The sequence below is a fragment of the Polaromonas sp. YR568 genome, assembly GCF_943369675.1.
GTDB lineage: Bacteria > Pseudomonadota > Gammaproteobacteria > Burkholderiales > Burkholderiaceae_C > Polaromonas.
Window position 1 is genome coordinate 162,843 of the sequence record NZ_CALROB020000001.1, and the last position, 18,284, is coordinate 181,126.

An 18,284-nucleotide genomic window follows, 5' to 3' on the forward strand; every position below is an offset into this window, starting at 1 on the left:
CCCGCGCTTTTACGATCTGATGAACAAGGAGTCCCCGCCATGAGCATCCTCGCTGATTTTCCGCATTTTCCTTCCGAAGGACCCAAGCTCACGGCGCGCCAGCAACAAATCCTGGAACTGATTCAAAGCGCCATCGCGCGCACCGGCGCACCGCCAACCCGCGCCGAAATCGCCAACGAACTGGGTTTCAAATCCGCCAATGCCGCCGAAGAACACCTTCAGGCCCTCGCCCGCAAAGGGGTCATCGAACTCGTCAGCGGTACCTCCCGCGGCATCCGCCTGCGCGGCGACGCACTGCGCTCCATCAACGAATCTCGCACCAAACAGTTTTCCCTGCCGTTGCAAAGCCTGGCCCAACTCGCCCTACCTCTGGTGGGGCGGGTTGCTGCTGGCAGCCCGATTCTCGCGCAGGAACATATCGAGCAAACCTATTATTTCGAGAGCAGCCTGTTCCAGCGCCAGCCCGACTACCTGCTCAAGGTCCGCGGCATGAGCATGCGCGACGTCGGCATCATGGACGGCGACCTGCTGGCCGTCAAACAGGCCAAGGAAGCCAAGAACGGCCAGATCGTCGTGGCTCGCCTGGGTGATGAAGTCACCGTCAAGCGCTTTCGCCGCAACAAGAACGTCATCGAGCTGCTGCCCGAAAACCCCGACTTCAAGACCATCGTGGTCGAGCCCGGTGAGCCCTTCGAACTCGAAGGCTTGGCCGTCGGTTTGATTCGCAACACCATGCTCATGTAATTCACCTGATCCGGCCACGCACCAGGTGGCGGGCGTTTGGCTCTAGTGGCCAACACCCTGGTGCGGCGGCCCTGCCGGCCTGTTTGCCGGCCCGAAATCCTGCCTGTGTAAACCTCTCTCATCCAGGAGTTCATCATGGGAATCGTCAGTTTTTCACATTCACCCATCCTCTCGATTTTGCTGGCCCCCGTGCAAGCGCTGGCAGCCTGGTTTGTGCCCGCGCAAGACAGGTCCGGCCGGTTTTCCGCGCCCGCGCGGGCCCAGCGCGCATCGGGCCAGCTGGCCCTGCCTTTTGCCTCAGGCGCGGCTACGGTGCCCCGTGAATCCACCCCAAAAACCAAGGCGACGCCCAAAGGCAGCGCACCCAGCCGCCTGCGTATCGTGCGGGAGTTCGACGCCAATGTCAGCCCGGCTTGCGCCGGCCGCATGGTCATCTCCGGCCGCATGGCCGACGTGTGCGCCGAACTGGACCGCATGGCGCAACGCGAGGCCACCCTGCGGTAAGGAGCCGGGGCGGCCTTCCGCCGGCGGGATTGGCATTCTCGCGGCGGATGACGGTTGATGGAATCAGACTGTCCTGGCTGCATGCCACGAGACCGAAATGCCGCGAAGGGGTTTCCTTGCGATACAAAATGCGCGCATTCGGGTAGCCCTTCCCGCGAGGAATAAAAATCTTGCAGGCACAATATCGGCATGAATATTGTGATCCTCGACGACTACCAGGACGCAGTGCGAAAACTGAACTGCGCTGCCAAACTGGAGGCCTACCCTGCCAAGGTCTATACCAACACGGTCAAAGGCATAGGCCAGCTGTCCGTACGGCTCAAAGATGCCGACGTCATCGTCCTTATCCGGGAACGAACCCAGCTCAACCGGCAGGTCATCGAAAAGCTGCCCAAGCTCAAGCTGATCGTGCAGACCGGCCGTGTTGGCGGCCACATTGACGTTGCCGCCTGCACCGAACGCGGCATTGCGGTGGCTGAAGGCACCGGCTCCCCCACGGCGCCGGCCGAGCTGGCCTGGGCGCTGGTGATGGCCGCCATGCGCCGCATCCCGCACTATGTGGCCCACCTCAAGCACGGCGCCTGGCAGCAGGCCGGCCTCAAGTCAGCCTCCATGCCGCCCAATTTCGGCATAGGCTCGGTCCTGAAAGGCAAGACGCTGGGCATCTGGAGTTACGGAAAGATCGGGCAACTTGTGGCCGGCTACGGCCGTGCCTTCGGCATGCGTGTCATCGTCTGGGGCCGAGATGCTTCGCGTGAACGGGCCCAGGCCGACGGCTATGAAGTTGCCGGCAGCAAAGCCGAATTTTTTGAGCAAAGCGACGTGCTCAGCCTGCACCTGCGCCTGAACGACGAGACCCGCGGCATGGTCACGCTGGAAGACCTGTCGCGCATGAAGACCACCTCGCTGCTGGTCAACACCTCGCGCGCTGAGCTGATAGAACCCGAAGCGCTGATCGCCTCGCTCAATCGCGGGCGGCCCGGCCTGGCGGCCATCGACGTGTTTGAGTCAGAGCCCATCCTGCAGGGCCACGCGCTGCTTCGCCTCGAAAACTGCATCTGCACGCCGCACATCGGTTATGTGGAGCAGGACAGCTATGAGTTGTACTTCGGCGCGGCTTTCGACAACGTCGTCAACTTCATCAAGGGCACGCCCACCAACATCGTGAATCCCGGCGCCTTGCAAGTGCGGCGCTGAGGCGATACCGGGCGGCGACCAAAAGCCAGGCCGCCTGGCCTCTTAGGCTTTCTGCAAGGGTTCTGGAATGGGCGTGTCGAGGTCGAACTCAATCATGTTGCTCAACTCGACGTCCTCCAACGGCGCATCGGCAGCGGTGATCTGAGGCAGGGGCACAAGCAGCCCCTCCGCATTCAGGCTCAAATCAATGTCCAGGCCCAGCCTGGGTGAAACAGGGGGCCGCGTCAGATCTGGCGCCGGCACCATTTCCAGGTGAGCCGCCATGGCAGGCACGATAGGAAGCGCGGTAGGGAGCGGCGGCGGTGTTTCCTTGAGCTTGGCGGACAAGGGCTGGATGCTGGTCGGGCCAAAGCTGGTGGTACGCGGCGCAGACAACGCGTCCAGCGCGGAAGCCGTCGCCGGCTCACCGCCGCTGTCCCCTTGTCCTGCGGGCCGGGCGATGATTTTCTTGGCGATAGAGTGAAGCAGCAGCAGCTCGCGGTAGGCCGCAAGGCTGAAGACCTCGCTGCGTGAGTCGGGTTTGCGGAAGATGGATTCTTCCAGGACATCCAGCACCTTGGGGGTCGGCCACAAGGACTCGATGCGCGTCAAGGCCGCCACATAGAACTCCAGCCCGTGCGCGTCCGCCGCATAGTCGTCAAACGCCGGCACCTGGGCGTTGAACATGCGATGGAAGTCTTTGCGCAGCGCGTCGTAGTCGTCCTTGCGGCCGAGGTTGTGATAGAGGTCGAACAGGTCCAGGTAAACCAGCGCGCTGGTCTCCACGTTGTCGGTGATGTGCATGCGCAGCACCTCCACCGCCTTGTCGGTATTGCCCAGGGACAGAAAAAAATCCGCCTGCTGCTGCACGTCAAACAACTCTTCGGCATTGACGATGCGAGGCATGCCGCTGAAACCGCCGAGGCTGGGCAGGAACTCCGGACGTTCCCCCGCTTCAACCGGTTCAGCCGGCCGGTCTTGCGCAGACGGGCTTGACGCCGGCAACTTCTGCGCGCTTTCAAAATGAAGCGCATCGATATCCAGGTCGACGGCAGGCCCCGGCGAGCGGCCTGCGAGAGTCGAAGCGCCTGTAGACCGCGGACCCGTCTGCGCATCGGTCGCAAAACGGCTCTCAAAGCCGCTCAGCGGGCCTTCGTTGGCATCCTTGTCCCACCACGGGCCATGGCCGAACTGCAGTGCGTGCTGACGGTTGCGCCTCCAGAGGAAACCAGCGGCCAACAGTGCCAGCACCAGGATACCGCCCAAGACATAGACCAGCCAGTTGCTATAGCGCTCCTGGCGCGCCTGCTCCAGCTGGCCCCGCAGTTCCGTCACGGCTTGCTCGGTTTTGCGGCTTTGCGCCAGCATGCCGGCCACGTCGGATTCCAGGGACTTGAGCCGCTGGCTGTCGCGCAGCACGTCCTGCGGCTGGGCATTGAGGGCGTGCCAGAGCGCGGCGGCAACGGACCGTTGCTGAGCATCGGTGGAGGGCTGCGTCAGCAACTCCGGCGACGACTTGAGCACGGGATCACGATCGACGGTCAGGTCAACGGGATCGAGCTGCAGGCGTGGGCGGGACGGGCGCGACTGTGCGTTTGAGGATTTGCCGGCCGTGCGGGCAGGCGGCGCAGCCAGGGAAGAAGACATGGCGGCGCTGCTAAGGGGTTCAACACTCCTGTCCAACGCCCGGCCTTCCGGTTTGGTACGGGAGGCTTTCCCGGCTCGGGGTACGGCCTCCGCCTGTACTGCGCTCACCGCACCGGCTTTGCCGCGGACGTCACGGTCAATGGTGATATTCGGCACCTGTGCCGCCACGGCCTGCGGAAGGGTCGATGCAACCGCACCGGCGCCACTGCCCAGCATTTCGGCCAGCAACACGTACTTGCGCGAGTACTGCTGCGCGCACCCTTCGCGCACGTAAAGCGTCACCACCGGCTCGTCAACCACGGCGGTGGTGCGGATGCGGACCAGGACTTCAGTGGCGTTGGAACCCTGCGAGGCCAGGGCGCGGACTTTGTCGGAGGCGACCTGGCCGTCGCCGAAAAACACATCGGTGGCCACGCAGACCGAGGAAAGATTTTCAGAGCTGTCCAGTTGCACGGACAAGGTGACGTCCAGCGGGCGCCCCACGATGGCCGCGCCGCGGATGCGGCCCAAGGACGCTGCCAGGGTGCTGGCGGCAAGCCCCATCAGCAAGGCGCCGAACAGGTATTTGAGCGACTTCTCGGCAAATTTCATGGGGTGTGCAAATTTTGCCACGCACCTTCACCGAATACGCTCAGCCATAATTCGGCCATGAAAGTAAATTTTGCAAATGTGGGAATAGTTGGCACTGGCGCGATGGGACGAGGCATTGCGCAGATCGCGGCGCAGGCCGGCAGCACCGTCAAGCTGATGGACGCGCAAGCGGGCGCCGCCGAAAAGGCGCGCGAAGCCATCTGCGCGCAATGGGACAAGCTGGTGGAAAAAGGCCGCATCGATGCCGGCGTGGCCGCCGCGCACAAGGACAGGCTCCAGCTTGCCGGCACCCTCGCCGACCTGGCCGGCTGCGACCTCATCATCGAGGCCATCGTCGAGCGGCTGGACGTCAAGCGCGCCCTGTTCGCCGAACTCGAGGCGCTGGTGCCCGCAAGCACCGTGCTGGCCAGCAACACCTCTTCGCTGTCGGTCACGGCCATCGCGGCGGCGCTCAAGCACCCTGAGCGTCTGGCCGGCTACCACTTCTTCAACCCGGTTCCGCTGATGAAGGTGGTCGAAGTGATCGCGGGCCTGAAGACCAGCGCCGCGGTGTGCGAGGGCCTCAGCCAATACGCCAAACAGATGGGCCACACGCCCGTGCGGGCGCAGGACACCCCCGGCTTCATCGTCAACCACGCGGGCCGGGGCTACGGCACCGAGGCGCTGCGCATCGTCAGCGAGGGCATCGCCGACTTCGCCACCATAGACCGCATCCTGCGCGACCAAGCCGGCTTCAAGCTGGGCCCCTTCGAGTTGATGGACCTGACCGCGCTTGACGTCTCCCATCCGGTGATGGAATCGATCTACCACCAGTACTACGAAGAAGCCCGCTACCGCCCCAGCGTGATCACGGCTCAGCGCCTGGCCGGCGGCGTGCTGGGCCGCAAGACCGGTGAAGGCTTTTACCGCTACGCCGACGGCGCCATGCAGGTGCCTGCCGAGCCGGCCGTTCCCGAGGTCGCCGAATTCCCGCCCGTCTGGGTGTCACCCCGGGCTTCGCGGCGTTCGGAACTGCTGTTGCTGCTCAAGAACCTGGGCGCCAAAATCGAAACCGGCGCCTCCGCGTCGCCGCAGGCCCTGGTGCTGGTCGCGCCGCTGGGTTTTGACATCACCACGGTCGCCGTGGTGGAGCGCCTGGACCCGGCCCGCACCATCGGTATCGACATGTTGATCGACGACGCGGCCACCAAACGGCGCGTGCTGGCCACCAACCCGGCCACACGCAGCGACATGCGCGACGCCGCCCATGCCCTCTTCGCCCGCGACGGCAAGGCCGTCAGCGTGATCCGCGACAGCGGCGGCTTCGTGACGCAGCGCGTTGTGGCCGCCATCGTCAACATCGCCAGTGATATTTGCCAGCAGGGCATCTGCAGCCCGAAAGACCTGGAAACCGCCGTGACGCTCGGGCTGGGTTATCCCTTGGGGCCTCTGGCCATGGGTGACCGCTACGGCCCCACCAACGTGCTGGAAGTGCTCTTCAACATGCAGACCGTCTACGGCGACCAGCGCTACCGCCCTTCCCCCTGGCTGCGCCGCCGCGGCGCCATCGGCCTCAGCCTCCTACATCAGGAAGAGTGAATCAAGCCCAAAGGCTGTAATTTGCAGGTTCCCACCAGCGGGGGCCGCGGAACTGGCTTTGCCAGGCCGCAGGCGCCGCCCCCTAGAGGGGGAAGGTGCTACACGAAGTGAGCATCCGACGGGGGTGTCAACATTTTTGAAAGAACTAGCATGGCAGGCGCAATCAAAAGTACCAGCGAGGGCCAGACCCTTATCCTGACGATCAGCAACCCGGAGTTCAAGAACGCCCTGGGTCCCGACATCTACGCCGCCGGCGTTGAGGCGCTGAACGCGGCCGAGAACAATCCCGACGTCCGCAGCGTGGTGATCACCGGCGAAGGCGCGATTTTCTGTGCCGGCGGCAACCTGCAGCGGCTGGAGGCCAACCGCCGCGAAGCGCCGGAGGTGCAGGCCCAGAGCATCGAAGGCCTGCACAACTGGATCGACTCGATACGCACCTATCCCAAGCCGGTGATTGCCGCCGTCGAAGGCCCGGCCGCCGGCGCCGGCTTTTCGCTGGTGCTGGCCTGCGATTTTGTCGTGGCGGCGGACAACGCCGTGTTTGTGATGTCGTACAGCACCGTTGCGCTGTCGCCTGACGGCGGCGGCAGCTGGGCCCTGGCGCGCGCGCTGCCGCGCGCACTGGCCAGCGAACTGCTGATGGCCGGCGAGCGCATAGGCCCACGGCGCTTGCATGAGCTGGGACTGGTCAACCGCGTCACGGCGCCCGGCGAAGCCCTGGCACAGGCCCTGCAGCTGGCGGACAGCCTCAATGCGCGCGCGCCGAACGCACTGGCCAGCATCAAGGAGCTCATCAACGAGGCAGCCGGCAGCACGCTGAACGAGCAACTGGCCCGCGAGCAGGAGCATTTCGTGCGCAACCTGCACGATGCCAACGCCGGCGAAGGCATAGACGCCTTCCTGAACAAGCGCACGCCGCACTACCGCTAAGCCCTGCGCAGCGGGCCAGTCGCAGCCCGCCAGCCGCAATCCCCGGCTTCCGGCCAGGGGACACCCATGCGACAGCCCGCTGGCGCCCGGCGGGTCCCTCAAGCGACAATGGACGTCTTGTTAGTCACTCAAAAGACAGCCCATGGACGATCCCATTCTTACGATAGAGGAACGAGAGGCCATCAACAACGGCCGCTGGTTTTCATCCCTGTCCCCATCCCTGAGGCACGACATACTTCGATGCGCCTACGTCAAACGCTACAAAGACGGCGAACTCATCAGCGCCCGCGGCGATGTGCCGGAAGAATGGATTTCCTGCGCGCGCGGGGCCATCCGCGTCAGCTCGACCTCGATTTCGGGCAAGCAGGTCACGCTGACCTATGTGGAGCCGGGCCTGTGGGTCGGCGACGTGGCGATCTTCGACGGCGAACGGCGCACCCACGACTCCTATGCCCATGGCGAGACGACGCTGCTGTGCGTCTCGCGGGCCGACCTGCGCAAGATCCTGACCCAGCACGTCGAGCTCTACGAAGCCCTGCTGCGCCTGCACGCGCGCCGCATACGGCAGCTCTTCGGCCTGGTGGAAGACCTCAACACCCTGCCCTTGCGCGCCCGCCTCGCCAAGCAGCTGTTGCACCTGGTGCGCAGCTACGGCGTGCCCAGCCTGGCGGACGGCGGCGAGGTGCGCATAGGCCTGCAGCTGGCGCAGGAGGAACTGGCCCAGTTGCTGGGCGCCTCGCGCCAGCGCGTGAACCAGGAACTCAAGTCCATGGAACGCGAGGAAGCCATACGCATAGAGCCGGGCGGCCTGGTGGTGCGCAACCGCGAAACCCTGATGCGCATTTCTGAAGCTGAAATCGACAAGTAAACAAGCAAAAACAGACAGAGACAACACGTTTGAGCATGAGCAACTTCGATCACTTTGTAGGCACGCGGGCCGTGTCCGGCGCCCACGCGTTTGACATCGCCGCCCTAACCGCCTACCTGGACAGCCACCTGCCCGGGTTCAAAGGCCCGCTGACGGCGGAGATCTTCAAGGGCGGCCAGTCCAACCCGACCTACAAGCTGATCACGCCGAGTGCCTCTTACGTGATGCGCGCCAAGCCTGGCCCGGTGGCCAAGCTGCTGCCGTCGGCCCATGCGGTGGAGCGCGAATTCAAGGTGATGCAAGGACTGCAGGGCACCGACGTGCCGGTGCCCAAGATGTATTGCCTCTGCGAGGACGAGTCCGTGATCGGCCGCGCTTTCTACGTTATGGAGTTCGTCGAGGGCCGCGTGCTCTGGGACCAGTCCCTGCCCGGCATGAGCCAAACCCAGCGCGGCGAGATCTACGACGAGATGAACCGCGTTGTCGCCGCCCTGCACAAGGTGAAGTTCGCCGAACGAGGCCTGGCCGACTACGGCAAGCCCGGCAACTACTTTGAGCGCCAGATCGGCCGCTGGAGCAAGCAATACGCCGCGTCGATTACCCAGCCCATCGCCGAGATGGACAGCCTGATGCAATGGCTGCCGGCCAACATCCCGGCCAGCGCGCGCGATGAAAGCATGGTGTCCATCGTGCACGGCGACTTTCGCCTGGACAACCTGCTGTTCCACGCCACCGAACCGCGCGTGCTGGCCGTGCTCGACTGGGAGCTGTCCACATTAGGCCATCCGCTGGCCGATTTCAGCTACCACTGCATGGCCTGGCACATCCCGCCGGGCGCTTTCCGCGGCATAGGCGGGCTGGACGTCGAAAGCCTGGGCATTCCGACCGAATCCGACTACATACGCCGCTACTGCGAGCGCACCGGCCTCACCACGCCCGAAGCGCTCAAGGCCGACTGGAACTTCTACATGGCCTACAACCTGTTTCGCATCGCGGCCATCCTGCAGGGCATTGCCAAGCGGGTCGAAGCTGGAACCGCCTCCAGCGCCCAGGCCGTGAGCTCAGCCGCCGGCGCGCCGCTGCTGGCCAAAATGGCCTGGGGCTTTGCCCTCAAAAGCCAGGGCTGACAGCCGCCCACCCGTACAACAACATCGCCTCACCCCCTTTTCTGGAGATTTCATGGACTTCAACTACACCCCCAAAGTACAGGAACTGCGGGCCCGCCTGCTCAAGTTCATGGACGAGCATGTTTACCCCAACGAGGCCCGCTTCTTCCGCGAAATCGCGGAGAACCGCGCCAAGGGCAATGCCTGGGTCCCGACCACGCTGGTCGAGGAGCTCAAGCCCAAGGCCCGCGCCGCCGGCTTGTGGAACCTGTTCCTGCCGCACTCGCCGCGCGCTCCGGAAGGCCTGTCCAACCTCGAATACGCGCCGCTGTGCGAAATCATGGGCCGCGTGCCTTTTGCGGCCGAGGTCTTCAATTGCTCGGCGCCCGACACCGGCAACATGGAAACCATCGCCCGCTACGGTTCCGAAGCCAACAAGGACCAGTGGCTGGACCCGCTGCTCAAGGGCGAGATCCGCTCAGCCTTTTTGATGACCGAGCCCGAGGTCGCCTCGTCCGACGCCACCAACATCCAGTGCCGCATTGAACGCGACGGCGACGACTATGTGCTCAACGGCCTGAAGTGGTGGTCGTCCGGCGCGGGCGACCCGCGCTGCGCCGTCTACATCGTCATGGGCAAGACCAACCCCGACGCCGGCCGCCACGAGCAGCAATCGATGATCCTGGTGCCCGCCAACGCGCCCGGCATCGAAGTGCTGCGCCCGCTGACAGTGTTCGGCTACGACGACGCCCCGCACGGCCACATGGAAGTGCGCCTGACCAATGTGCGCGTGCCGGTTGGCAACCTGCTTCTGGGTGAAGGCCGCGGCTTTGAAATCGCCCAGGGCCGCCTTGGCCCCGGACGCATCCACCACTGCATGCGCAGCATAGGCATTGCTGAACGCGCGCTCGAGTTGATGTGCAAGCGCCTGAACACACGCGTCGCCTTCGGCAAGCCGATCGCCAGCCAGTCGGTCTGGCACGAACGCATTGCCGAGGCCCGCTGCATGATCGAGCAGGCCCGCCTGCTGACGCTCAAGGCCGCCTACATGATGGACACCGTGGGCAACAAGGTCGCCAAGGCCGAGATCGCAATGATCAAGGTGGTGGCGCCCAACATGGCCTGCCAGATCATCGACTGGGCCATCCAGGCGCACGGCGGCGGTGGCGTGTCGGACGATTTCCCGCTGGCTTACGCCTATGCCAGCCAGCGCACCCTGCGCCTGGCCGACGGCCCGGACGAGGTGCACCGCGCTTCGCTGGCCAAGCTGGAGCTGGCCAAACACCTGCTGATGCCCGGCGAGGTGGAGATGCCGGTTACACGCGGCAGTTAAAGCACGGAGCAGCCGCCTCTTACAGCGTGATGTCGTTGGAGAGGCCGGCAATCGCCGATTCGCAGGCCGTGGTGAAGATCAGCGCGGCATGCTCCAGCGTGGGCATGTCGGCCGGGGTGTACTGCATGCGCAAATAGGCTTTGCCGCGCAGAACCATCAGGATAAAAGGCACTTGTGCGTCGGGTGAAGGCTCGGGCCAGGACATCATCAACTCGACCAGGTGCGGGTCCAGCCAGGCCAGTGCGTGGGAGCGATGGTCGGCCATTACCGCGTAGCGTTGCCAGAAAGGCTTGGGCAGGCTTTCCCAGCCGACCTCGGGATACATGGCCAGCCAGCGCACTTCTTCCGGCATGTTGTGGTCGGCGGTGGTCTGCAGGGTGTCGGTGTAGGCCTGGTAGGCCTTTTTCTCCAGTGCGTCCTTCAGGGCCCGGTTCATGACAAGGACCGTGACGTCGTCATTGACCTTGATCTCGCCCCGGGCGCGCAGCTCTTCGCCGTGTATGTAGTCGCGCGAGGGACTGGACCGCTCCATCTTCCAGGGCTTGTTGCCTACGCTGCCTTTGAGCGCAAAGCCCTTGCCCTTCCCCATGCCGGTGAAGGAAAAACCACGGGTTCCCGCCCACTCGGACACCGCTTCGTCGGATGCGGCGGAATCACCGGCATCCGGCTTGTCACTACCAAAGACTTTCTTCAAGCGCTCGAACATGGTTTTTGCTTTTCTCTTAAAGTGCAGCAAACATCATAGTAATCAAGGAAGTCCCAATGATCAACGTTTACTCATGGCCCACGCCCAACGGCCACAAAGTCCACATCATGCTCGAAGAATGCGGCCTGAGCCTGGGCCGCGACTGGCAGGCCACTCCCGTCAACATCGGCACCGGCGACCAGTTCAAGCCCGAATTCCTCACCATCAGCCCGAACAACAAGATCCCGGCCCTGGTCGACCCGGTGGGCCCGGACGGCAAGCCGATCTCAGTGTTCGAGTCCGGCGCCATCCTGCTTTACCTGGCCGCGAAGACCGGCAAGTTCCTGCCGAAAACCGACCGCCTCAAGTTCCAGGTGCTGCAGTGGCTGATGTTCCAGATGGGCGGCGTCGGCCCCATGATCGGGCAGACTCACCATTTCCGCCAGTACGCGCCGGAGAAAATCGATTACGCCATCAACCGCTACACCAACGAGACAAAGCGGCTCTACGGTGTGATGAACAAGCAGCTGGCGGGCAGCAAATTCATCGCTTGCGACGAATACAGCATCGCCGACATCGCCATCTTCCCCTGGCTGCGCAACTGGCAAAACCACGGCATAGACTGGGCTGACTACCCGCATCTCAAAAAATGGTTCGACCTGATCAGCGAACGCCCCGCCGTGCAACGCGGCGTCAAGGTGCTGGCCGACCTGCGCAAACCCATCACCGACGACAAGGCACGCGAAGTGCTGTTCGGCAAGACGCAATACGAAAAGCGCTGAGCCGGCGGACTGCGAGCCGGCCGGCTGACGATTCAGAGCCCCAGGTTCACCAGGGGCGCAAAGTTGGACGTGCGCCAGTATTCGCGCACCTGCTCCAGCTTTTCCTCAAAATCCCGGTAGTGCAGCGGTTTGCGCACGTAGCTGTTGAGCCCGCCCTTGAAGGCCATCACGGCCTTTGAGCTTTCCGGCGAGGAAGTCAACATGACGACGGGAACAAAAAAGGTGCGCGGGTCGCCCCGCATGCGCTGCATGACTTCCAGCCCGCTGATGCCGGGTAGGTCCAGGTCCAGCATGACCAGCTCGGGCGGCTGGTCGTGCGGACGGCCACTGTAAGCGCCTTCGCAGAAAAGGTAATCAAGGGCTTCGGTGCCGTTCCGGGCGACGATGATTTCGTGGTCCGCGCCGTTTTCCTGCAGCGTCACCGTAGTGAGTTCCACATGATCGGGGTTGTCCTCTACCAGCAGCAGGGTGGGTCTGGGCATTTTTGTTTGCCTCCTTGGTCTTTTTGGCCTTAGACGCGTGATTGACGCGTGGCCTAAGCAACCAATATAGACCGCGGCCCCTGAGTGGCCGTGTAAGCAAAGTTCGCTGGTGTATGGGCGCGCGTGGCTCGACGCGGCTGACTTGGCCTGCCCGGAGGGGATCGAACCCCCGACCCTCAGCTTAGAAGGCTGATGCTCTATCCGACTGAGCTACGGGCAGTCTCTTGTATCTAAAAACCGGGGCGAAGCCGTGTTGGCGCCCGCCGTTTCCAGTTCGTCGCGCATCATACCTCGCCGATACAGCGTATCCATCGCCCGGCACAGCCGTACAAGGCAGACATGAAAAAGCCCACTTGCGTGGGCTTTTTGGGGGGAAATTGTGGTCGGAGTACAAGGATTCGAACCTTGGACCCCCTGGTCCCAAACCAGGTGCGCTACCAGACTGCGCCACACTCCGACTAGTCAAATATTATAGCCCGAACCTGGCGCACTTTTCAGGTGAAGCCCAACTTTCTGTACCACGGGGACGGCAATCACCCAAAGCCTGCCAAAATCACCCGCCAACAAGGAGACGGCCATGGCGATCAGGATCGTGAGACTGGGGACCGCGCGCAGTGCCAACGAAGGCTTGCGCATAGGCACGGTGCGCAGGCCGCCGCGCGGCGTGCCGAAAACCGAGTTCGCCTCGCAGGACTGGTATGACGTGTGGTATCCCAACCTCGCGCCGAGCACGGAGACCATGAAGCTGGGGCAAGCGGCGGAATCCGACAGGGACTGGGCCGCCTTCAGCAAACAGTACCGCGCCGAGATGAATGAAGCGGACGCCAGCCGCAATCTCGACGTGCTCGCGGCCCTGTCGCACAACACGAACTTCGCGATGGGCTGCTACTGCGAGAACGAAGCGCGCTGCCATCGTTCACTGCTGCGGGACCTGCTCAAAGAGCGCGGCGCGCTCCTTGAGTAGCCCGAAGCCCGTTACAGCTTGACGTACTCGTATTCGAGCGGATTGGCATTGATGCCGCGATCCGGCGGCGCGATCCACGCCGCCATCTTGCCGGGTTCAGTGACCTTATTCATCAGGCTTTTGACAAAGGCTGTGTCGGCCGGCGTGGGCAGCCACTGGTCTTTTTTCGCCTCGAAATCGGCGGCGCTGATCGGGTTGCCCAGCGGGTCGGTGAAGTTGCCGGCCCAGGCGCCGACCGCGCGGCGAAAACGGATGGACGGCAAGGTCAGCTCGAAATCCACACCGGCGCGCTTGATGCCCATGTTCCAGCGCGTCACGCCGACATTGCAATCCTTGACGTATTCGAGGCGCGTGATTTCATTCATGCCGTTGCGGGTCGAAATCGTTTCATTCTTGATGCCGCCCTGCCCGTTCGGCACCACGATGCTCATCTCGGTTTCGAGTTCCACGTGGTCGGTGAACTTGGCTTCGTCCGGCCGGCCCTTGATGCCGTTGCTGAAGTAGTTGGCCGCGTTCGACGAGGCTTCCGAGCCGAACAGGTCCAGCGAGGAAGTGAACCAGAAGTTCATGAATTTCTGGACGGTAGGCAGGTCGATCACGCCGGCCTTGCGCAAGGTGGCGACGTCGTCGGTGTCCAGCTCCTTCATCACTTCCAGCGTGCGCTTGATGACGCGGCCCACGCCGGTTTCACCCACAAACATGTGGTGGGCCTCTTCGGTCAGCATGAAACGCGTGGTGCGCGCCAGCGGATCGAAAGCGGATTCCGCGAATGACTTGAGCTGGAACTTGCCGTCCCGGTCGGTGAAATAGGTGAACATGAAGAAGCTCAGCCAGTTGTCCATGGGCTCGTTGAAGGTGCCCAGGATGCGCGGCTTGTCGGCGTCACCGCTGTGGCGCATCAAGAGCTCTTCGGCTTCCTCACGGCCGTCGCGGCCGAAATGCGCGTGCAGCAAATACACCATGGCCCACAAGTGACGGCCTTCTTCCACATTGACCTGGAACAGGTTGCGCAAGTCGTACAGCGAAGGCGCGGTGTGGCCCAGCAGGCGCTGCTGCTCGACGGAAGCCGGCTCGGTGTCGCCCTGCGTGACGATCAGGCGGCGAAAGGTGGAGCGGTATTCCCCAGGCACTTCCTGCCAGACTTCTTCACCCATGTGGTCGCCAAAGCCGATCTTGCGGCCCTCTTCCTTGTCGGCCAGGAAGATGCCCCAGCGATAGTCCGGCATCGGCGTGTAACCGTAGCTGGCCCAACCCGAAGCGTCCACGCCCACGGCGGTGCGCAAATAGACTTCCTTGGCCTTGAAATCGCTGGGGCCCATCTCGTCCCACCAGTTCAGGAAGGCCGGCTGCCAGTGCTCCAGCGCGCGCTGGAGCTGGCGGTTTTCGCCAAGGTGGACGTTGTTGGGGATGAGGGCTTGGAGGTCTATGGTGCTCATGATCAGGTCCTTGAAAATCCAGGTAACTCGGTGTCTTGTTCCCTCTCCCCCTGGGAGAGGGTTAGGGTGAGGGCCGACGGCGCTAAAAAGCGGGCGCGGGGAGCCCTCACCCCTGCCCTCTCCCAGAGGGAGAGGGAGGAAGAAAAAATTAAATGCGTTTCCAGTCGAACTTGGCTTTTTTGCCGGTTCCGAAGAGCTTGAGCGCACCGTCCTCACCCACCGCATTCGGCCGAATGAATATCCAGTTCTGCCAGGCCGAGAGGCGGCCGAACACACGCGTCTCCATGGTCTCCTTGCCCGGGAAGCGCAGCGAGGCCTCCATGCCGGTCATGGCGTCGGGCGATAGCGAAGCGCGCTCTTCAAGCATGATGCGGATCTCATCTTCCCAGTCGATGTCGTCGGGCGTCAAAGTGACCAGGCCCAGCGCCAGCGCCTGGTCGGCGCGCAGCGGGCTGTCGCCGAGTTTTTGCAACTGGGAAATCGTGGTTTCGTCTTCGCAAAAACGCGTCTGCAGGCGCGTGAGGCCGTTGACGGCCGGGAACCAGCCGAAGTTGGCCGGGCTCAGTTGCAGCGCCGGCGCGCTGTCGGGGGCATCGGGCAAATCGAGCATGTAGATGCGGTCGCAGGCCAGGGCCAGTTCGTAGAAGGTGCCGGCAAAGCAGGAGCCCGCATCGACCAGCGCGATCAGCGAGCGGCTGGTGACGTCCAGCCGTGCCAGCGTGCGGCGCAGCGCGCCCGTGGTTTCTTTCACCAGCCAGTGGTCCTTCAGTTTGGCCAGCGTTTCGTCCATCCGGATCACCTGGCCGGCATCGCCGGTGGTCTTGATGACCCAGGTGCCGGTTTCCAGCTCGTTGGTGCGCAGGTTCAGGATGGCGTCATCGAGTTCACGCTGCAGCTTGAGCGGGTACCAGTTGGCGCCGGCCGCTTCAATCGCTTCGGGTGTGGCTTCAATGGCTGCCACCGGAGCCTTGATGGTGATCGTGGCGATGCGCTTTTCGCGGTCCACCTGCGCGTCGACCACGCTGTAGTGGTAGCCGGCGTCGTCGATCAGCGCCTTGAGCGGCGTCAGTTCAATCCCTTTGCTGCCCGCGGCCCGTGTGGACTTGGCGCGCAGCGCGTCAATTTCTCCGGCCAGCAAGTCACCGAACTGCTGCGGTTTGGCATGGGCGTCGATCAGTTTCCAGTCCTTGGCGCGGTCGGCGCGCACGCCTTCGGAGGTCGTGCAGAAAATGTCGGCCAGGTCGCGGCGCACCTTGCGCTTGTCGGTCACGCGGGTCAGGCCGCCTGTGCCGGGCAGCACGCCCAGCAAGGGCACTTCGGGCAGGCTGACGGTGGAAGAACGGTCGTCCACCATGATGATGCGGTCGCAGGCCAGGGCCAGCTCGTAGCCGCCGCCGGCGCAGGCGCCCGTCACCGAGGCAATCGCCTTCAGGCCGTCATGGCGCGAAGAATCTTCCAGGCCGTTGCGGGTTTCATTCGTGAACTTGCAGAAGTTGACCTTCCAGCCGTGGGTGGACAGGCCGAGCATGTAGATGTTGGCGCCCGAGCACCAGATCTTTTCCTTGCCCGACTCGAACACCACCACCTTGACGGCCGGGTGCTCGAAGCGCACGCGGTTGATGGCGTCGTGCAGTTCGATGTCCACGCCCAGGTCGTAGCTGTTGAGCTTGAGCTTGTAGCCGGGCTTGATGCCGCCGTCTTCGTTGATGTCGAGCTTCAGGCGTGCAACGTCGCCCTCCACACTCAGCGTCCAGTGCTGGTATTTGCTGGGGTGGGTGGAGAAACTCACGAGCTCGCGCTCCTGGCCCTCGATGACCTGTTTGAATAAAAGCGGTTCTGTCATGGCGTTCATGGGGTGTCTCCGGTTAGGTCCGTTCGGCTTGTTCGCGGACGGTTGTTTTGGGAACGGCGCGTTCCAGGTCTTTCAGGCTTTGTTTCAGTGTGCGCGCGGCGGTATCCACCACGGCGTCGGCGCGGGCATACAGCGCCTCGCGACTGGAAAGGATGCGGCGCAGGTCGTCCATGGCCTCGCTGGTCGCGCCGCGCGTCGCGTCAAAAGGCCGCATGTCGCCCTGCGCCACCACGCGGGCCATGTGCTCTTCCGGGCTGGCCTTGAGCCACACGCAGTAAAAGCGGCTCTGCAGCAGGTCGAAAGTCTCGCGCTCGCTCACGATGCTGCCGCCCGTGGTCATGACCACGCCGGCCGGGTGGTCCTCGGCAATGCGGAACAGCGCACGCCGCTCGTAGCGCCGGTAACCGGCCTGCCCGTGCAGCAGCAAAATTTCGTTCATGCTGGTGCCGGCCTCGCGTTCAATCTCGCGGTCCAGCTCGATAAAAGGCACGCCGCGCTCGGCCGCCAGCTGGCTGCCCAAGGTGGACTTGCCGGCGCCGCGCAGGCCTATCAGCGCAATGCGCCGCTCACGGCCCTGGGAGTCGTTGAGGCCGAAGCTGCTGCCCAGCATGCCGTAGGCCTGGTCCAGCTGGGTGTCGTCCAGCCGCGCCAGCAAACCCTGCACGCGCGCCAGTGCCGGGCGCGGGGCGTCCTGCAACAGTTCAAGAATGGAGATGTTGAGCGCGCGGGCCGCGGCTTCCAGGGAGTTGATGGAGACGTTGCCCTTGCCGCTTTCCACGTCGGCCAGGAAGCGTTCGCTCAGGCCCGAATCGGAAGCCAGCTGCTTGCGCGTCATGCCGCGGCGGGCACGCCAGGCGCGAACACGTGCGCCCAGTTCACTGAGCGTGGCTTTCGATTCCTGTTCAGACATGATTTCCAAGAAGCACCTGTGTCAAAAAAGTCCGGTGAAGCGGGGTTTGGCGGTTGCGTTTTCGATAAATTGCAGTATACTTCAGGTTAAATCGATGTCAAGCAGTTTATTGCATCTTTATCCGCCCTTCGACACGTTCAGGATGATCGGAACACATATGAAACTCAGAATCCTTGTAGGCACCATGACCAGCACCGCCGACTATGTGGCGCAGGCAATCCAGATGGACTGCGCCGACCTGGTGAGCGACATTGAGATCGAACTGATGGACAAGCTGGACATCAGCGTTTTCGACGCCGCCAAGGCGGAAGATGCACTTTATCTCATCTGCAGCTCCACCTACGGCTCGGGCGACGTGCCCGACAATGCCCGCGCCCTGTATGAGTCGCTGGGCGCCAACCCCCAATTCCTCGGCCATGTGCGCTACGGCGTCATCGCGCTGGGCGACCGCACTTATATGCAGACCTTCTGCTTCGGCGGCAAAAAATTCGACGAGCGCCTGCAGGACCTGGGCGCACAGCGCATCGGCGAAGTCTGGTGCCACGACGCGAGCAGCGGCACCATGCCGGAAACGGAAGGCACCGAGTGGTGCCGCCAGTGGCTCACCCATGCCTTGCAGACACTGGGAGCGAACTCCGCCACCGCCTGAGGCGTTAGAAGTTAGAAGACCCCGACCCCCGTAGCGCTTGATGAGCG

General features: G+C 63.5%; 17 protein-coding genes and 2 tRNA genes. 11 read left to right on the forward strand and 8 right to left on the reverse strand.

Annotation, left to right across the window (positions count from 1 at the left end; translation table 11 throughout):
• Positions 1-39 precede the first annotated feature (39 nt).
• From lexA to ACLV8F_RS00770, 3 genes are all read left to right on the forward strand, one after another.
• A complete protein-coding gene (gene lexA, locus ACLV8F_RS00760; protein ID WP_411882337.1) occupies positions 40-744 on the forward strand; it encodes a transcriptional repressor LexA in 705 nt (234 codons plus the stop codon).
• Between the two features lie 135 nt (positions 745-879).
• The gene (locus ACLV8F_RS00765) at positions 880-1,248 is read left to right on the forward strand and encodes a hypothetical protein (RefSeq protein ID WP_411882338.1); all 369 of its coding nucleotides are present in this window, start codon (positions 880-882) and stop codon (positions 1,246-1,248) included.
• 189 nt (positions 1,249-1,437) lie between these two features.
• Positions 1,438-2,445: a D-2-hydroxyacid dehydrogenase family protein gene (locus ACLV8F_RS00770; protein WP_411882339.1), complete on the forward strand. Its 1,008-nt coding sequence runs from the start codon at positions 1,438-1,440 to the stop codon at positions 2,443-2,445.
• A gap of 42 nt (positions 2,446-2,487) precedes the next feature.
• On the opposite strand, the gene ACLV8F_RS00775 is transcribed toward ACLV8F_RS00770, so the two are convergent.
• Complete coding sequence (locus ACLV8F_RS00775; RefSeq protein ID WP_411882340.1) at positions 2,488-4,662, reverse strand: FimV family protein; 2,175 nt, start codon at positions 4,660-4,662, stop codon at positions 2,488-2,490.
• A gap of 57 nt (positions 4,663-4,719) precedes the next feature.
• Between ACLV8F_RS00775 and ACLV8F_RS00780 the strand changes: the two genes are divergently transcribed.
• From ACLV8F_RS00780 to ACLV8F_RS00800, 5 genes are all read left to right on the forward strand, one after another.
• Positions 4,720-6,240: a 3-hydroxyacyl-CoA dehydrogenase gene (locus ACLV8F_RS00780; RefSeq protein ID WP_411882341.1), complete on the forward strand. Its 1,521-nt coding sequence runs from the start codon at positions 4,720-4,722 to the stop codon at positions 6,238-6,240.
• Between the two features lie 150 nt (positions 6,241-6,390).
• Entirely contained in the window at positions 6,391-7,170 is a 780-nt protein-coding gene (locus tag ACLV8F_RS00785; RefSeq protein ID WP_411882342.1) for an oxepin-CoA hydrolase, alternative type, read from the forward strand.
• Positions 7,171-7,312: 142 nt separating this feature from the next.
• A complete protein-coding gene (locus ACLV8F_RS00790) occupies positions 7,313-8,038 on the forward strand; it encodes a Crp/Fnr family transcriptional regulator (protein ID WP_411881137.1) in 726 nt (241 codons plus the stop codon).
• Between the two features lie 35 nt (positions 8,039-8,073).
• A complete protein-coding gene (locus tag ACLV8F_RS00795) occupies positions 8,074-9,165 on the forward strand; it encodes a phosphotransferase family protein (protein WP_411882343.1) in 1,092 nt (363 codons plus the stop codon).
• Positions 9,166-9,217: 52 nt separating this feature from the next.
• On the forward strand, positions 9,218-10,477 hold the full coding sequence (locus ACLV8F_RS00800) for an acyl-CoA dehydrogenase family protein (protein WP_411882344.1): 1,260 nt from the start codon (positions 9,218-9,220) through the stop codon (positions 10,475-10,477).
• Between the two features lie 19 nt (positions 10,478-10,496).
• Here the strand turns inward: ACLV8F_RS00800 and ACLV8F_RS00805 are convergent, their stop codons facing one another.
• A complete protein-coding gene (locus ACLV8F_RS00805; protein ID WP_411882345.1) occupies positions 10,497-11,183 on the reverse strand; it encodes a hypothetical protein in 687 nt (228 codons plus the stop codon).
• A 56-nt stretch (positions 11,184-11,239) separates the two neighbouring features.
• Here ACLV8F_RS00805 and ACLV8F_RS00810 point away from each other — a divergent pair, with 56 nt between their 5' ends.
• Positions 11,240-11,944 carry a glutathione binding-like protein gene (locus tag ACLV8F_RS00810; RefSeq protein WP_411882346.1) on the forward strand — a complete coding sequence of 235 codons (705 nt, stop codon included), beginning with the start codon at positions 11,240-11,242 and terminating at the stop codon, positions 11,942-11,944.
• A 32-nt stretch (positions 11,945-11,976) separates the two neighbouring features.
• Here the strand turns inward: ACLV8F_RS00810 and ACLV8F_RS00815 are convergent, their stop codons facing one another.
• From ACLV8F_RS00815 to ACLV8F_RS00825, 3 genes are all read right to left on the reverse strand, one after another.
• Positions 11,977-12,426 carry a response regulator gene (locus ACLV8F_RS00815; protein WP_411882347.1) on the reverse strand — a complete coding sequence of 150 codons (450 nt, stop codon included), beginning with the start codon at positions 12,424-12,426 and terminating at the stop codon, positions 11,977-11,979.
• Between the two features lie 143 nt (positions 12,427-12,569).
• Positions 12,570-12,646: transfer RNA gene (locus tag ACLV8F_RS00820), tRNA-Arg, on the reverse strand.
• A gap of 160 nt (positions 12,647-12,806) precedes the next feature.
• Positions 12,807-12,883 (reverse strand) — tRNA-Pro (locus ACLV8F_RS00825).
• A 120-nt stretch (positions 12,884-13,003) separates the two neighbouring features.
• Between ACLV8F_RS00825 and ACLV8F_RS00830 the strand changes: the two genes are divergently transcribed.
• Entirely contained in the window at positions 13,004-13,390 is a 387-nt protein-coding gene (locus ACLV8F_RS00830) for a DUF488 domain-containing protein (protein ID WP_411882348.1), read from the forward strand.
• An 11-nt stretch (positions 13,391-13,401) separates the two neighbouring features.
• Here ACLV8F_RS00830 and boxB read toward each other — a convergent pair whose 3' ends face one another.
• The 3 genes from boxB to ACLV8F_RS00845 form a co-directional block, all read right to left on the reverse strand.
• A complete protein-coding gene (gene boxB / locus ACLV8F_RS00835) occupies positions 13,402-14,826 on the reverse strand; it encodes a benzoyl-CoA 2,3-epoxidase subunit BoxB (RefSeq protein ID WP_411882349.1) in 1,425 nt (474 codons plus the stop codon).
• A gap of 148 nt (positions 14,827-14,974) precedes the next feature.
• On the reverse strand, positions 14,975-16,669 hold the full coding sequence (gene boxC / locus ACLV8F_RS00840; RefSeq protein ID WP_411882397.1) for a 2,3-epoxybenzoyl-CoA dihydrolase: 1,695 nt from the start codon (positions 16,667-16,669) through the stop codon (positions 14,975-14,977).
• Positions 16,670-16,691: 22 nt separating this feature from the next.
• Positions 16,692-17,588 (reverse strand): helix-turn-helix transcriptional regulator, encoded by an 897-nt coding sequence (locus tag ACLV8F_RS00845; protein ID WP_411882350.1) that lies wholly within the window; start codon positions 17,586-17,588, stop codon positions 16,692-16,694.
• A 157-nt stretch (positions 17,589-17,745) separates the two neighbouring features.
• Between ACLV8F_RS00845 and ACLV8F_RS00850 the strand changes: the two genes are divergently transcribed.
• The gene (locus ACLV8F_RS00850; protein WP_411882351.1) at positions 17,746-18,237 is read left to right on the forward strand and encodes a flavodoxin domain-containing protein; all 492 of its coding nucleotides are present in this window, start codon (positions 17,746-17,748) and stop codon (positions 18,235-18,237) included.
• Positions 18,238-18,284 lie beyond the last annotated feature (47 nt).

What these genes read in the sequence shown, in the direction of transcription:
- lexA (WP_411882337.1), top strand. Translation starts at nt 40, where the DNA reads ATGAGCATCCTCGCTGATTTTCCGCATTTTCCTTCCGAAGGACCCAAG.
- ACLV8F_RS00765 (WP_411882338.1), top strand. Translation starts at nt 880, where the DNA reads ATGGGAATCGTCAGTTTTTCACATTCACCCATCCTCTCGATTTTGCTG.
- ACLV8F_RS00770 (WP_411882339.1), top strand. Translation starts at nt 1,438, where the DNA reads ATGAATATTGTGATCCTCGACGACTACCAGGACGCAGTGCGAAAACTG.
- ACLV8F_RS00775 (WP_411882340.1), bottom strand. Translation starts at nt 4,662, where the DNA reads ATGAAATTTGCCGAGAAGTCGCTCAAATACCTGTTCGGCGCCTTGCTG.
- ACLV8F_RS00780 (WP_411882341.1), top strand. Translation starts at nt 4,720, where the DNA reads ATGAAAGTAAATTTTGCAAATGTGGGAATAGTTGGCACTGGCGCGATG.
- ACLV8F_RS00785 (WP_411882342.1), top strand. Translation starts at nt 6,391, where the DNA reads ATGGCAGGCGCAATCAAAAGTACCAGCGAGGGCCAGACCCTTATCCTG.
- ACLV8F_RS00790 (WP_411881137.1), top strand. Translation starts at nt 7,313, where the DNA reads ATGGACGATCCCATTCTTACGATAGAGGAACGAGAGGCCATCAACAAC.
- ACLV8F_RS00795 (WP_411882343.1), top strand. Translation starts at nt 8,074, where the DNA reads ATGAGCAACTTCGATCACTTTGTAGGCACGCGGGCCGTGTCCGGCGCC.
- ACLV8F_RS00800 (WP_411882344.1), top strand. Translation starts at nt 9,218, where the DNA reads ATGGACTTCAACTACACCCCCAAAGTACAGGAACTGCGGGCCCGCCTG.
- ACLV8F_RS00805 (WP_411882345.1), bottom strand. Translation starts at nt 11,183, where the DNA reads ATGTTCGAGCGCTTGAAGAAAGTCTTTGGTAGTGACAAGCCGGATGCC.
- ACLV8F_RS00810 (WP_411882346.1), top strand. Translation starts at nt 11,240, where the DNA reads ATGATCAACGTTTACTCATGGCCCACGCCCAACGGCCACAAAGTCCAC.
- ACLV8F_RS00815 (WP_411882347.1), bottom strand. Translation starts at nt 12,426, where the DNA reads ATGCCCAGACCCACCCTGCTGCTGGTAGAGGACAACCCCGATCATGTG.
- ACLV8F_RS00830 (WP_411882348.1), top strand. Translation starts at nt 13,004, where the DNA reads ATGGCGATCAGGATCGTGAGACTGGGGACCGCGCGCAGTGCCAACGAA.
- boxB (WP_411882349.1), bottom strand. Translation starts at nt 14,826, where the DNA reads ATGAGCACCATAGACCTCCAAGCCCTCATCCCCAACAACGTCCACCTT.
- boxC (WP_411882397.1), bottom strand. Translation starts at nt 16,669, where the DNA reads ATGACAGAACCGCTTTTATTCAAACAGGTCATCGAGGGCCAGGAGCGC.
- ACLV8F_RS00845 (WP_411882350.1), bottom strand. Translation starts at nt 17,588, where the DNA reads ATGTCTGAACAGGAATCGAAAGCCACGCTCAGTGAACTGGGCGCACGT.
- ACLV8F_RS00850 (WP_411882351.1), top strand. Translation starts at nt 17,746, where the DNA reads ATGAAACTCAGAATCCTTGTAGGCACCATGACCAGCACCGCCGACTAT.